11 protein-coding genes are annotated in these 13641 nt (G+C 61.2%); 6 read left to right on the top strand and 5 right to left on the bottom strand.

Features of this window, described 5'->3' with window-relative positions:
* The first annotated feature begins 4 nt into the window (after window positions 1-4).
* Entirely contained in the window at window positions 5-1261 is a 1257-nt protein-coding gene (locus O3S81_RS10360; RefSeq protein ID WP_269342903.1) for a D-amino acid dehydrogenase, read from the top strand.
* A gap of 48 nt (window positions 1262-1309) precedes the next feature.
* Here the strand turns inward: O3S81_RS10360 and O3S81_RS10355 are convergent, their stop codons facing one another.
* Window positions 1310-2020: a GntR family transcriptional regulator gene (locus O3S81_RS10355; RefSeq protein WP_269342901.1), complete on the bottom strand. Its 711-nt coding sequence runs from the start codon at window positions 2018-2020 to the stop codon at window positions 1310-1312.
* Between the two features lie 178 nt (window positions 2021-2198).
* Here O3S81_RS10355 and O3S81_RS10350 point away from each other — a divergent pair, with 178 nt between their 5' ends.
* Window positions 2199-2702, top strand: coding sequence for a BA14K family protein (locus tag O3S81_RS10350; protein WP_269342899.1), 504 nt, complete (start codon window positions 2199-2201; stop codon window positions 2700-2702).
* Window positions 2703-2881: 179 nt separating this feature from the next.
* Here the strand turns inward: O3S81_RS10350 and O3S81_RS10345 are convergent, their stop codons facing one another.
* Both O3S81_RS10345 and O3S81_RS10340 read right to left on the bottom strand, forming a co-directional pair.
* A complete protein-coding gene (locus O3S81_RS10345) occupies window positions 2882-4246 on the bottom strand; it encodes a sigma-54-dependent transcriptional regulator (RefSeq protein WP_269342897.1) in 1365 nt (454 codons plus the stop codon).
* Between the two features lies 1 nt (window position 4247).
* Window positions 4248-6089 (bottom strand): sensor histidine kinase, encoded by a 1842-nt coding sequence (locus O3S81_RS10340; protein ID WP_269342895.1) that lies wholly within the window; start codon window positions 6087-6089, stop codon window positions 4248-4250.
* A gap of 236 nt (window positions 6090-6325) precedes the next feature.
* Here O3S81_RS10340 and O3S81_RS10335 point away from each other — a divergent pair, with 236 nt between their 5' ends.
* Together O3S81_RS10335 and O3S81_RS10330 are read left to right on the top strand one after the other, a co-directional pair.
* Complete coding sequence (locus O3S81_RS10335; protein WP_269342894.1) at window positions 6326-7672, top strand: dicarboxylate/amino acid:cation symporter; 1347 nt, start codon at window positions 6326-6328, stop codon at window positions 7670-7672.
* Between the two features lie 177 nt (window positions 7673-7849).
* On the top strand, window positions 7850-8287 hold the full coding sequence (locus tag O3S81_RS10330) for an EamA family transporter (RefSeq protein WP_269342892.1): 438 nt from the start codon (window positions 7850-7852) through the stop codon (window positions 8285-8287).
* Window positions 8288-8413: 126 nt separating this feature from the next.
* On the opposite strand, the gene O3S81_RS10325 is transcribed toward O3S81_RS10330, so the two are convergent.
* Together O3S81_RS10325 and O3S81_RS10320 are read right to left on the bottom strand one after the other, a co-directional pair.
* A complete protein-coding gene (locus O3S81_RS10325) occupies window positions 8414-9766 on the bottom strand; it encodes an aspartate aminotransferase family protein (RefSeq protein ID WP_269342891.1) in 1353 nt (450 codons plus the stop codon).
* 36 nt (window positions 9767-9802) lie between these two features.
* On the bottom strand, window positions 9803-10537 hold the full coding sequence (locus O3S81_RS10320) for an SDR family NAD(P)-dependent oxidoreductase (protein ID WP_269342889.1): 735 nt from the start codon (window positions 10535-10537) through the stop codon (window positions 9803-9805).
* Window positions 10538-10770: 233 nt separating this feature from the next.
* Here O3S81_RS10320 and O3S81_RS10315 point away from each other — a divergent pair, with 233 nt between their 5' ends.
* Both O3S81_RS10315 and O3S81_RS10310 read left to right on the top strand, forming a co-directional pair.
* Window positions 10771-12417 carry a GNAT family N-acetyltransferase gene (locus tag O3S81_RS10315; protein WP_269342888.1) on the top strand — a complete coding sequence of 549 codons (1647 nt, stop codon included), beginning with the start codon at window positions 10771-10773 and terminating at the stop codon, window positions 12415-12417.
* Window positions 12418-12477: 60 nt separating this feature from the next.
* Window positions 12478-13632: an amidohydrolase gene (locus O3S81_RS10310; RefSeq protein ID WP_269342885.1), complete on the top strand. Its 1155-nt coding sequence runs from the start codon at window positions 12478-12480 to the stop codon at window positions 13630-13632.
* Window positions 13633-13641: the final 9 nt, after the last annotated feature.

Below are 13641 nucleotides of genomic sequence, written 5' to 3'. Positions count from 1 at the left end.
GATCATGAACGTCACTATCCTCGGAGCCGGCGTCGTCGGCGTGACATCCGCCTGGTATCTGGCCAAAGCCGGGCACAAGGTGACGGTGATCGACCGCCAGCCGGCCGCAGCCCTCGAAACCAGCTTCGCCAATGCGGGCGAGGTATCCCCCGGTTACTCCTCTCCATGGGCGGCACCCGGCATCCCGGTCAAGGCGATGAAATGGCTGTTCATGAAACACGCGCCCCTCATTATCCGCCCGACGGCGGACCCTGCGGCATGGCGCTGGATGAGCCAGATGCTGCGCAACTGCACCTCGGCACGTTATGCCATCAACAAGAGCCGCATGGTGCGTGTTGCCGAATATAGCCGCGATTGCCTGATGGCGCTGCGCGAAGAGACCGGCATCGAATATGACCAGCGCATGCAGGGCACACTCGAGGTGTTTCGCACCCAGAAGCAGTTCGACGCCATCGGCAAGGATGTGGACGTGCTGACGGCGGGCGGCGTGCCTTTCGAGATTCTCGACCGCGACGGTTGCGCCGCCATCGAGCCGGGCCTTGCGCCCGCCAAGGAGAAGATCGTCGGTGGCCTGCGACTGCCCGGCGACGAGACCGGCGACTGCTTCATGTTCACCACCGAACTTGCCCGCATGGCGGAAGAGGCCGGTGTTACCTTCCTTTACGATACCGGCATCATGCGCCCGATCGTTGAAGGCGGCCGCATCAAGGCCGTGGAAACCACGCGCGGACTGATGGAGGCGGATATCTTCGTGGCGGCGCTTGGCAGCTATTCGCCGCAATTCGTGCGGCAGCTTGGGCTGACCCTGCCGGTCTATCCGGTGAAAGGGTATTCCATCACGGTTCCGGTCGTGAAGGAGGAGCGCGCGCCCGTCTCCACGGTCATGGACGAAACATTCAAGGTGGCAATCACCCGGCTCGGCTCGCGCATTCGCGCGGGCGGCATGGCGGAAATTGCGGGTTTCAGCAAGGATTTGCCGGCCGCGCGCCAGGAAACGCTGGCCCATTCAGTGGAAGACCTGTTCGGCGGTGCGGGCGATCAAAGCCAGGCGAAATTCTGGTGCGGCCTGCGCCCGATGACGCCGGATGGCACGCCGGTGATCGGCGCCACGCGCTACAGCAATCTTTATCTCAACACCGGCCACGGCACGCTCGGCTGGACCATGTCCTGCGGCTCGGCCCGTGTACTCGCCGATCTGATTAGTGGCGAAAAACCGGAGATCGACACGCACGATCTGGCCATCAGCCGTTACGCGGCCTGAAGCGAATAGAAACGCCCACTCCCGCCGGAAAGGCGGGATGGGCGGCGATCAAAGCGCCAGCGCATCCTTCAGCGCCAGCCCTTCCTTCATGCGAAGATCGAGATCGGCTTCGATATGGTCGAGATGCCGCAACATCAGCGCACGGGCTTTTGCGCCGTCCTTCGCCTCCAGCGCATCCAGCAGATCGGCATGATCGTTGTGGCCGCAGCTTGAAACGCCCGAGCGTCCGTAGAGCGCGATGACCAGCGACGAGCGGGCGACCAGCTCGTCCATGAATTTTTCGAGAATGGCATTACCGGCAAGCGAAGCCAGCATCAGGTGAAAATCGCCCGATGCCTTGATTTCCGCGCGCCTGGCGTTCGGGCCGCGCTCGTGTTGATGGCGGCTTTCCTGCACCAGATGTTCCCTCAGCCGCGCCGCCGCCGCAGGTGTGATTTTTTCAATGGCAGCATCCACGACCCCCGGTTCGATCAGCCGGCGCGAAGCGAAAACCTGCCGTGCCTCGTCCGGCGTCGGATTGGAAACGAAAGCACCCCGGTTGCGTTCTGCCTTCACCAGCCCTTCATAGGCCAACATCTGAAGGGCGGCGCGCACCACCGTGCGGCTGACATCGAACAGGGTTCCCACTTCCGATTCGGATAATTTCGTTCCCGGTGCCAGCCGCCGGTCGACAATGGCGTCGCGCAGCGTGTCGCGAATGGCCTGGGCGCGGTCTTCATGGGAGGAATCGGGGCTGACGGTTATGTGGGCAAGGCTCATGGGCGTGTCCTGTTTGTTCTTTGTTCTAGCGCGAAGCGCGGTCCACGCAAACAGGAATTGCGGGCCTGCACCGCTCTGCCACAATTCATTCAGCGCCCGTTCAGCAGGCGGGCTGTATTTCCTTAACCATCGAATTTGCAACTGGCAGCGCCCTGCCACCTGTATGGAAGAACACAACATGTCGTCCTTTGCAGCCAAAACCGTTATGGCCATCGCCGTCGCCGCCGCCGCCATCGTTCCTTTCAACAGCGCATCCGCTGGCGACTGGGACCGTCACGACCGTCGCGATGCCGCCATTGTGGGCGGTGTGCTCGGCCTTGCCGCCGGCGTGGCCGTTGGCTCGGCCCTTTCCCGCCCGGCACCGGTGTATGAAGAACGCGTCTATGTCGATCCGGCACCGCGCCGCTACCAGGCCTATGAGCCGGGTTATGTCGATGATGAGCCGGACTACCGTTATTACCGCGCAGCGCCGCAGCCGGTTTATCGCCCCGCGCCCGTCTATCGCGCCCAGCCGGTCTATGACAGCCGCCCGGTCTATAACCAGCGCCGTGCCTATCGCACCATCGAACCCTGGACCAATGCCTGGTACGACTATTGCTCGCAGCGTTACCGGAGCTTCAACTCCCGCACCGGCACCTTTACGGATTATGACGGCCAGCGTCATTTCTGCGTAGCCGGCTGATCGGGTAAAACCGCAGCTTAAGGCTTGTTGCCTTGCGCTCTCCATCATCCTCGGCCTCGTGCCGAGGATTTGGTCACCTATCGTAAATAGGTAGGGAACAGATGCTCGGGAGAGGCCCGGGCATGGCGCAGGAGAGGTTTTCGGATCAAGCCGAAGGCCTCCAATACGTCACGGCCGCCTCACGCCGTGCCGTTCTTCACATAATCCGCCCGGTTGATGCCGTGGCGTTGCAGCTTGTCGTAAAAAGTCTTGCGGGCGATACCGAGCGACGCGATGGTCGCGGCCACGTCCCCGTTCGATTGTTCCAATGTTTCGCGAATGATACGCGCTTCGATCTCGTCCATGCGCTCCGGCAGGGTGCCGGAAGCAGGCAGCGCAGATTGCAAAGCGGGCGCAGCCGCAGGTTCCGCCTCCAGCCCCAGCACCACCCTTTCGGCGAAATGGCCGAGTTCGCGCACATTGCCCGGCCAGTCATGGTCCTGAAGCCGGCGGGAAATGCCGGCGCTGATCTGCGGCACCGGCATGTTGAAACGGTTGGCCGCCTTAGTGACGAAGTGCGAGAACAGCAGCGGAATATCCGCCTTGCGTTCACGCAGCGGCGGAATGGACAGGGTCACCACGTTCAGCCGGTAATAGAGATCCTCGCGGAAGCTGCCGCGCTCGGCCGGATCGCCAAGATCGACCTTGGCCGCCGCCACCACGCGGATATCGACTGGCCGCTCCTCGTTCGACCCGAGCGGTGAAACTTCACGCATTTCCAGCACGCGCAGCATCTTCACCTGCACCGCAAGCGGCATGCTCTCGATCTCATCCAGAAACAGCGTGCCGCCGCTGGAATGTTCGATGCGGCCGACGCGCTTTTTCTGCGCGCCGGTAAAAGCCCCCGGCTCATGGCCAAAAAGCTCGCTTTCGATCACCGTTTCCGGCAAAGCGCCGCAATTCAGCGCCACGAAATTACCCTTCGCGCGCTTCTTGCTCCAGTGATGCAGCGCCGTCGCCACTACTTCCTTGCCGCTGCCGGTTTCGCCCGCCACCAGCACATCCACATCCGTATCGGCAATATGGCGCAGCGTGGTGCGCAGGCGCTCCATGGCCGGCGTCTGGCCGATCAGCGGCAGATCGTCTTCCGCCTGCCCGGCAGCCCGGCGAAGAGCGCGGTTTTCCAGCACGAGACGGCGCTTTTCCAGTGCCCGGCGCGCACTTTCCACCATGCGTTCGGCGGGAAAAGGTTTTGCGATGAAATCATAAGCGCCGTTGTGAAGCGCATCGACGGCCATTGGCACATCGCCATGGCCGGTGATGAGGATGACCGGCAGATCGGCATCGATCTTGCGCACATGGTCGAAAAATTCGAGCCCGGTCATGCCGGGCATGCGCACATCGGTGATGACGACGCCGTCGAAATCCTCACTCAAAGCCGCAAGCGCCTGTTCGGCCCTTGAAAAAGAAGTGACCGGCAACCCATCGAGTTCCAGCGTCTGCACCATCGCCTTGCGCAGCTGCGAGTCGTCATCCACCAGGAATATGGTTCCATCCGTCGTCATGTCATGCTCGCTTCAGATATACGGAAAAAGCCGTTCCCGCCGCACTGCTCGCCACCTCGATGCGTCCGCCATAATCGGACGCGATATCGTTGGAGATGACGAGACCAAGGCCGAGGCCGCTTTCCTTTGATGTATTGAAGGGTGAAAAAAGCTGGGCGCGGATAGCCTCCGGAATGCCGCTGCCATTGTCGCTGACCGAAATCACGACCATGTCGCCCTCCTCTCGTACACGCACCTCGACACGCGCCGTCTCAATTGTTTCCGTGGCTTCCAGCGCGTTTTGCAGAAGGTTGATGAGGATTTGTTCGAGCCGGATACGGCTGCCGAGCACCTTCAGATCCTGATCCGGCAAGGCGATATCCAGCGCATCCATCTGCCCGGAAAAACGGCTGCGCAACAGCATGACCGCGCCTTCTATGACCAACCTGGCGCTTACAGGTTCGGCGGCGGTGCGGCCCTTGCGCGCGAGTATCTTCAGGTCGGTGGTAATGGTGCCGATACGTTCGGTGAGGGCGGCAATGTCTTGCAGATTCTCGGTGGCTTCGGCCAGACGATCGCGTTTCAGCAAAGTGCGGGCATTGTCGGCGAAAGCGCGGATGGTGGCGACAGGCTGGTTGATTTCATGCGCCACACCCGCCGCCACCTGCCCCAGAATGGACAGGCGGTTGGCCTGCACCAGCTCGTGCTGCACATTGCGCAACTCACCGGTGGTCTTTTCATGCAGGGCGATTTCGGCCTGCAGATGATCGCGCGTTTTCGTCAGGTCGCGGGTTCGCTCCTGCACCTTCATTTCCAGTTCCGCACGGGCGCGCTGTTCCTCTTCCTTCTCCCGGAGCGCCTTGTGCCTGCGCCACAGCCAGAGTGCGGAAAGCGCCATCAGCGGCATCAACGTCGCCAGCGCCACCACCCTGCCCTCACGGATTGTGGCATTCAGCGCCGGTGCGACGGGCTGCAGATAATGCAAGGTCCATGACGTCGTCGGCACCGGCATTTCCAGCTGCAGATAATCGCCGCGCTCGCGCCCCGGTCCATCGACATGGATGAGTGGAACGCCATCACCCGACGAACGAGCAGCGCGGAACGGCAGGGTTGCGAGCGTCTCATTGCCGAATTGCAGGCTTTCGGCAATGATCTTCCGCTGTGCCTCGTCGATTGGCGCAACGGTCTTGAAACGCCATTCCGGCACGCTCGTCATCAGCACGACGCCATTCCCGTCGACCACATAGACCGGTTTGCCGCCGATGTTCCAGTCCGTTTCCAGACGGTTGAATTCCACCTTGGCGATGACGACGCCCAGCGGCCGCCCGTCGCTGGCATCGATGCGGCGGGAGATGTAAAGACCCGGCCGGCGGCTGACATTGCCGAGCGCATAATGTTCGGACATGCCCGTCTTCATCGCCGCCTGGAAATATTCGCGGAAGGCATAGTTGGAGCCGACGAAGCTGTCGTCCTGTCGCCAGTTGCTGGAGGCGATGGTCAGGCCGGTCGGCCCGGTGACATAGATCACCGAGGACTGCGTGCCTTCGATCAGGCCTTCCAGCTTGCGGTTCAGCCGGTCGAGGGCCGGCGGACCGCCGCCGTCAAGCGCAGCCGCGAGATCGGGATCGCCGGACAGGACCAGCGGAATGGCGCGCGGCCGCTCCAGCGCAACATTCAGGAGCGCGATCTTCAGTTCGGCATCCGTGGAAGCCTCGGAGGCAGCGGTGCGCATCGCCTGAAGACGGGCGAACTCGTCAGCCACCAGCAGCACGCCCAGGCTGACCAGCAGCCACAGGCCGGCCAGCGCCAGCCATTGCGCCCGCCGTTTCGCCTGGGAATGAGGTGTCCGATCCTGATAGGTCATGGGATAATTGTGCGGATTTACGCACGGATCGCAAGAGATTTTGTCCGGAATTCCACACAAATGGCCGTGAGCCAGCAAAGCTTCAATAAAAACTACTTTTGAAATCAGCCGGTTACGGCAAATAAGCAAGTCTGGCATGCGTATTGCACATGACTCCGCAATCGGCGCGAAGCCGTCAACGACACGGCGATCCCGGGAGGCCAATCAAGGCAGGGTGAGGCCGAGGAGGAAAAAACATGATCGATACGACAGCCGTGGCCGCAGGCCACGCCAAGCAGCCATTTTACAAGCACCTGTATTTTCAGGTTCTGGTGGCCATCATCGCCGGTATCGCGCTCGGCCATTTCTATCCGGCCTTCGGCGAACAGCTGAAGCCGCTCGGCGACGGCTTCATCCGCCTCGTCAAAATGATCATCGCTCCCGTCATCTTCCTCACCGTCGCAACCGGCATCGCCGGCATGAATGACATGAAGAAGGTCGGCCGCGTGGCCGGCAAGGCCATGATCTACTTCCTGGTCTTCTCCACCCTTGCACTGATCGTCGGCCTCATCGTCGCCAACACCGTGCAGCCGGGCGCCGGCATGAACATCGATCCGTCCACGCTGGATGCCAAGGCCGTCGCGACCTACGCCGACAAGGCCCATGAGCAGACCATCACCGGCTTCCTGATGAACATCATCCCGACCACCATCGTCGGTGCTTTCGCCAGCGGCGACATTCTGCAGGTGCTGTTCTTCTCCGTACTTTTCGGCATCGCGCTCGGCGTCGTCGGCGAAAAGGGCAAGCCCGTCACCGATTTCATGCATGCCCTGATGTATCCGATCTTCAAGCTGGTCGCGATCCTGATGAAGGCCGCCCCCATCGGTGCTTTTGGTGCCATGGCGTTTACCATCGGCAAATACGGCATCTCGTCCGTCACCAACCTCGCGATGCTGATCGGCACCTTCTACATCACGTCCTTCCTGTTCGTGTTCGTGGTTCTCGGCGCCGTCTGCCGTTATAACGGCTTCTCCATCGTGGCGCTGATCCGTTACATCAAGGAAGAACTGCTGCTGGTTCTCGGCACCTCGTCTTCCGAAGCCGCCCTGCCCGGCCTGATGAGCAAGATGGAAAAGGCCGGCTGCAAGCGCTCCGTCGTCGGCCTCGTCATCCCCACCGGTTATTCCTTCAACCTTGACGGCACCAACATCTACATGACGCTGGCGGCCCTCTTCATCGCCCAGGCAACCGGTATCCACCTCTCCTTCGGTGAGCAGATCCTGCTGCTGCTCGTGGCCATGCTCTCCTCCAAGGGTGCTGCCGGCATCACCGGCGCCGGCTTCATCACGCTTGCGGCCACTCTCTCAGTTGTACCTTCGGTTCCGGTCGCCGGCATGGCGCTCATCCTCGGCATCGACCGCTTCATGTCGGAATGCCGCGCGCTCACCAACTTCGTCGGCAATGCTGTCGCCACCATCGTCGTCGCCCGCTGGGAAGGCGAACTGGATCAGGACCAGCTCGCCCGCGTGCTGAGCGGCCAGGAAGAGTTCACCGGCATCGCCGATGTGGATTCCCTGCCGGCTTCGGTTCAACCCGCCGAATAATACGACCTCCCAAGGTCCTGCCTGTCCCGGTCCGTCCGGGCGGGCCTCGCATGAAGGCCGGTGTATCCTGTGGATGCACCGGCCTTTCATCGTTCCGCCCCTGAACGAAAACGGTTTTATCGGCCTGGCGATGCTATAGAGCCAGACAGGGCGCAATACGATGGACGGAGCAACCGCATGAAGAACCTGTTTCTCGCCTGGCAATTCTGGGCGCTGTTATCTGCAGCTTTCGCAGCGCTGACAGCCATTTTCGCCAAGATCGGCATCGAAAACGTCAATTCGGATTTCGCCACCTTCATCCGCACCATCGTCATTTTAGCCGCAGCAGGCCTGATGGTTTATGTCACCGGCAACTGGCAGCAGCCTTCCAGCATTTCGGGGCGGACATGGGTGTTTCTCGTGCTTTCGGGTCTGGCGACCGGTGCCTCGTGGATATGTTATTTCCGGGCGCTGAAGCTCGGCGATGCCGCCCGCGTTGCACCCATCGACAAGCTGAGCGTCGTTTTCGTCGCGGTCTTTGCGGTGCTGTTTCTGGGAGAAAGGCTATCACTGCCCAATTGGCTCGGCGTCGTGCTGATCGCCTGCGGCGCGGTGCTTGTGGCCTACCGGGGATAGATCAGAACCGGAGCCTTTGGTGCAACGCATCATCCTCACTCCGTCACCCCGGCTCAAGGCCGGCATGACGGAGGAGCGGTTTCGTCCCCTATTACATGTTCCCGGCTGACGTGCTCCATAGAACCTCTAGCTGCGGGCAGCCGCGGCCTTGTCGAGACCGCGCTTGACGCCTGCAAACAGCTCATCCAGCTGCTCGGCCGTGATGATGAGCGGCGGGCAGAAGCAGATGGATTCACCGATCGGCCGGGTGATAACGCCTTCGCTTTCTATGGCCGCTGCAAGCGCCAGCGTCGTATCACCCGGTTTCATGCCCTCCCACGGCTTCACTTCCAGCGCACCGATGAGGCCGATGCCGCGTGACGAATGGATGAGCGGGTGATCGGCCAGCGCCTTCAGATGATCGAGAAATTTGCTCTCCAGTCGGGCGACATTGCCGACAAGATCGCGCTCCTGAATGATCTTGAGGTTTTCGAGGCCTACCGCGGTCGCGACCGGATGGCCGGAGGCGGTGTAACCATGGCCGAAGGAGCCGATACGGTCTGACTCATCGGCGATCGGCTGGTAGAAATTGTCGTTCATGATGATCGCCGAAAGCGGCATGTAGGACGACGAAATCTGCTTGGAAACCACCAGCACATCCGGCTTGATGTCATAGGTCTCGCAAGCGAACATCCTGCCCGTGCGACCGAAACCGCAGATCACCTCATCCACGACAAGAAGAATGTCGTATTTCTTCAGGATCGCCTGCACGCCCTCCCAATAACCTTCCGGAGGCAACAGAACCCCACCGGCACCCATCACCGGCTCACCCCAGAAGGCGGCGATGGTCTCGGGGCCTTCGCGCAGGATCAGGTCTTCGAGCTCCTTCAGGATACGTGCGGTGAATTCCGCTTCGCTTTCACCATCCTTGCCAAAATGCACATAGGAGGGGCAGGCCGTGTGCAGCATGCGGTCCAGCGGCAGGTCGAAGCTTTCATGGTTGCGCGGCAGGCCGGTGATCGAGGCGGACGCGATCGTCACGCCATGATAGCCCTTGATGCGGCCGATGATCTTTTTCTTGTCCTTCTTGCCCAGCGCGTTCGAGCGATACCAGACCATCTTCGCAACGAGGTCGTTGGCCTCGGAGCCGGAGGAGGTGAAATGCACCTTGGACATCGGTACCGGCGAAAGCTCGATCAACAACTCGGCCAGATCGACGGACGGGCCATGGGTCTTGTAGGAGAAGGTGTGGTAATAAGGCAGCTTCTGCATCTGCTTCGTTGCCGCTTCCACCAGCCGCTTTTCGCCGAAACCGAGCGCCACCGACCACAGCCCCGCCATCGCCTCGATATAGCGCTTGCCGCTGCTGTCAGTGACATAGATGCCGTCGCCGCTTTCGATCACCAGACCGCCGGTCTTCTCGAATTTGCGCAGATTGACATTCGGGTGCATCTGGTAGGCGATATCGCGTGCCTCGACGGAATTCGGCAGGATGGTCATCGATAAGGGCTCCGTTTCGGTTGATTGGCTGAGGCGTCAGACGTGCTGGCCGCCATTGATGTGAATTTCCGCGCCGTTGATGTAGCTCGACTGTTCCGAGCACAGGAAATAAATGGTCTGCGCCACCTCGGCGGTGGTTCCGAGGCGGCCGAGCGGCACCTGCGCATCCACCAGTTCGGCCGTTCCGGGAGACAGGATGGCGGTATTGATCTCACCCGGCGCAATGGCGTTGGCACGCACGCCACGCGGGCCGAATTCATGCGCCAGTTCCCGCGTCAGCGCCGCAAGCGCCGCCTTGGAAGCGGCATAAGCAACACCGGCGAATGGGTGAACGCGCGACCCGACGATGGAGGTGACGTTGACGATGGAACCCCCAGCGGCCTCCAGTTCCGGCAGCAGCGCACGCGCAAGCAGCGCGGTCGAGATGAGATTGACATTCATCACCCGCATCCAGATATCGGCCGTCGTATCCATCACACCGAGACGGCTTCCGCCTTCGCCCTTGGGCGAAATACCGGCATTGTTGACGAGAGCGGCAAGCTTGCCTTCCGGCAGGCGCGAGCGCACCTCGTCTGCCAGATCATCGATCCGCGACAGATCTTCGAGATCGGCCTGGATATGGCTTTCCCGTGCGGACGGCCAGCGGCACTCCTCCGAAAAAGGTTGCCGGGACACGGTGAGAATCCTCCAGCCCTTTTCCTGAAACAGCTTGACGGTGGCATGCCCTATTCCGCGGCTCGCGCCGGTCAGAAGCATGAAAGGAACAGCCATTCGAGAACTCCCGTGCCATGCGAACCGTTGAGCCGGCCGCGCATTCCGCCCGCATGTTAGAGAGTTACAACCGGCGGACAAGGGCTTTTTTGTCGCGGCGTGGCCGTGGCAAACGTGCGGCGGGCTAATCCTATTTGATGCGAAGCTTTCACCCGAAGGGAATATTTGAAGCCTGCCATTTGCCCATAAAATGAGACCTCCCGAATGTGTGATCAGTATTGGGAGGGGGACGAATGCGCATCGACATCATCGACACGGATGCCGGCTTCGAGGCGATCCGTGAAAACTGGGACGCGGTGTTCATGGCCGATCCCCACGCCCGGCATTTCCTTTCCTGGGGCTGGCTCAGGGATTATATGCCGCGCCGCAGGCGCTGGTTCATCCTCGCGCTCCGTGAACGCCCGGAAGGCTCGCCCTATGTGGCGTTTTTCCCGCTGCGCATCGTCACCGAACCGGACAAGAAAACCGGCCACTTTCACGACAGCATCGTCATGGCCGGCAATGCAGCGGCGGATTACACCGGTTTCATCACCCTGCCGGACTATGAAAATCACGCCGTTGCCGGTTTCTGCTCCTATATACGCCAGCAGAACTGGACCGAGCTGAAGCTCGACTATCTTTCCGGCCCGCCGGAACGGCGCGGCGCGATGATCCGCGCCCTTCAGGGTCCGCTCGTCATGTTCCGCGACAACATGCCGACCAATCCTTACAACATCAACAATTGCATCTGCCCGGTAGTGGCCCTGCCGGATACGTTCGACGGTTATCTCGACAGCCATATGAGCAGCCAGACACGGCAGAAGCTCCGGCGCTTCCTGAGAAAGGTGGAGGGCGGCGACGAATATCGCATCACCTTCGCGACAAAGGAAACGATCAAGCGGGACATGGACATCCTGTTCGATTTCTGGCGCATCCGCTGGGCGCCGCACAAGGGCAAGGAGCGCACGGAACTGTTGATCGGCGCGACGCGGCAAATGCTGATGGATGTCTATATTCGTGGTGATCTGGAAGTGCCGGTGCTCTGGTTCGGCGACCAGCCGCTCGGCGCGCTCGCCAACATCATCGACCGACAGAAGAAATCGGTCCTCTTCTACATCACCGGCCGCGACGAGAACTGGAAGACACCTTCCCCCGGTCTCGTGCTGCACGGGCACTGCATCCGCAGGGCGATCGAGCAGGGCTTCAGAACCTATGATTTCCTGCGCGGCAACGAACCCTATAAATATTTCTTCGGCCCAGAGGAGCAGAAGCTGAGCTGCACGCTGTTCCGCACCCGCTCGGGCGACAATCTCGGCGGCCGGCTGCACCCGCGCAGCGTCCGCTTCGTTTACGAACAGGCCCTCAAACTTTATAAGACCGGCAAGAAGGCCGCAGCCCATATTGCCTTCGGGCAGGTGCTGGCCGCAGCGCCCGACCATCTTGGCGCGCAATTCGGCCTCGCCAATCTCTCCTTCGACCGGGGTGAGTTCCGGGAAGCGGAAATCGCCTTCCTCTCCCTTTTGGCCGCCGGGCAGGAACCCGTTGTCCTGTGGCTGCGCATCGGCGAAACGCGAATGGCTCAACAGCATTATCATGAGGCATCCGAGGCCTTCCGCCAGGTAACCAATCGTGCTCCCTTCCATCGTGAAGCGCTTTATAAATGCGCCGTGGCGCTGATTGCCGCCGAAAGAACGGTGGAAGGCGCGGAAATCCTCGACAGGCTGCAGCACTATCATTCGGATGACGCGGCGCATCTGGAATATGCGGAGAAAGCACGTGCGGCGCTTGCGCGGCTGGAACTGGCAAAGGCCAAGGTTTTGCTGCCGGCCGATGTCGTCACGCTCGCCGTCAAACCGAAAACGACGGCCAAGCGCTGGCACCCGCCAAAGGTTTTGCATTGAAGGCAATGCCCTGTAAGTTGCGGCCGGGAAAACCTCCCGGCCGGCTTGCAAGGATATTCAATGTTTCTGACCAACAAGGACATGCTCGATCTTGTCGAGCTTCGCCATGATCTGCACCGCCATCCGGAAATTTCCGGGGAGGAAAAGGAAACGGCGCAGCGCATCCGCACCTTCCTCGAACAGGCAAAGCCCGACCGGCTTCTTGCCGATCTCGGCGGCCATGGCGTGGCGGCGGTCTTCGACAGCGGCAAAGGCGGTCCGGCGATCCTCATCCGCTCGGAACTCGATGCCCTGCCCATTCATGAGAAAAGCGAGGCCGAATACCGCTCGGGCATCGACGGCAAGGGGCATCTTTGCGGCCATGACGGCCACTCCACAATTCTGACGGCACTCGCGCTTGGCCTTTCCCGGCAGCGGCCCGAGACCGGCAGCGTCATCCTTTTATACCAGCCGGCGGAAGAAACCGGCGCGGGCGCCGCCGCCGTCCTCGCCGATCCGCGCTTTCACGAGATAAAACCGGACCATTCCTTTTCGCTCCACAACCTGCCCGGCCTGCCGCTCGGTCATGTCAGCGTGGTGGAAGGGCCGGTCAATTGCGCATCACGCGGCATCAAAATCCGCCTTTCCGGCAAGACCGCGCATGCTTCCTCACCGGAACACGGCGTTTCGCCGATGCGGGCGATGGCCGAGCTGATGCCGGCCCTGGCCGAGCTCGGTTCCGGCTTCCCGCCCGAACCCGATTTTTCGATGGTCACGATCACCCATGCCGTGATGGGCGAAGCCGCATTCGGCATCTCCCCGGCCGACGCGGAAATCTGGGCGACGCTCAGAACGCTGACCGACGACCGGATGGAAAAGCTCTGCGCAGCAGCGGAAACACTGGCAAGAAAGGTGGCAGAGGAACAGCAGCTGACGCTCGCCATCGCCTATGACGATATTTTCCTGCATTGCGAAAATGTACCTGAAGCAGTCGGGCATATCCGACGGGCGCTTGACGAGGAGAAAATCTCCCACAATTCGGAAGGCCTGCCCATGCGGGCATCCGAGGATTTCGGCCGGTTCCGCGCCGTCTCGTCATCAGCCATGTTCTTTCTGGGCGCAGGCAGGGATTACCCCAACCTGCACAATCCCGATTATGATTTTCCGGATGCATTGATCGGCATCGGCGCGCGCATCTTCATGCGCATCATCCGCAACCTGACGGACGTGGCGTAAGCAGCAAGC

It is taken from the genome of Agrobacterium sp. SOY23 (assembly GCF_027212525.1).
Taxonomy (GTDB): Bacteria; Pseudomonadota; Alphaproteobacteria; order Rhizobiales; family Rhizobiaceae; genus Agrobacterium; species Agrobacterium tumefaciens_I.
This window is presented reverse-complemented; position numbering and strand designations above follow the sequence as displayed.

Excerpts from the sequence above, each read along its gene's own strand:
- O3S81_RS10345 (WP_269342897.1), bottom strand. The coding sequence starts at position 4,246 with ATGACGACGGATGGAACCATATTCCTGGTGGATGACGACTCGCAGCTG.
- O3S81_RS10320 (WP_269342889.1), bottom strand. The coding sequence starts at position 10,537 with ATGGCTGTTCCTTTCATGCTTCTGACCGGCGCGAGCCGCGGAATAGGG.
- O3S81_RS10315 (WP_269342888.1), top strand. The coding sequence starts at position 10,771 with ATGCGCATCGACATCATCGACACGGATGCCGGCTTCGAGGCGATCCGT.
- O3S81_RS10330 (WP_269342892.1), top strand. The coding sequence starts at position 7,850 with ATGAAGAACCTGTTTCTCGCCTGGCAATTCTGGGCGCTGTTATCTGCA.
- O3S81_RS10355 (WP_269342901.1), bottom strand. The coding sequence starts at position 2,020 with ATGAGCCTTGCCCACATAACCGTCAGCCCCGATTCCTCCCATGAAGAC.
- O3S81_RS10310 (WP_269342885.1), top strand. The coding sequence starts at position 12,478 with ATGTTTCTGACCAACAAGGACATGCTCGATCTTGTCGAGCTTCGCCAT.
- O3S81_RS10325 (WP_269342891.1), bottom strand. The coding sequence starts at position 9,766 with ATGACCATCCTGCCGAATTCCGTCGAGGCACGCGATATCGCCTACCAG.
- O3S81_RS10350 (WP_269342899.1), top strand. The coding sequence starts at position 2,199 with ATGTCGTCCTTTGCAGCCAAAACCGTTATGGCCATCGCCGTCGCCGCC.
- O3S81_RS10335 (WP_269342894.1), top strand. The coding sequence starts at position 6,326 with ATGATCGATACGACAGCCGTGGCCGCAGGCCACGCCAAGCAGCCATTT.
- O3S81_RS10340 (WP_269342895.1), bottom strand. The coding sequence starts at position 6,089 with ATGACCTATCAGGATCGGACACCTCATTCCCAGGCGAAACGGCGGGCG.
- O3S81_RS10360 (WP_269342903.1), top strand. The coding sequence starts at position 5 with ATGAACGTCACTATCCTCGGAGCCGGCGTCGTCGGCGTGACATCCGCC.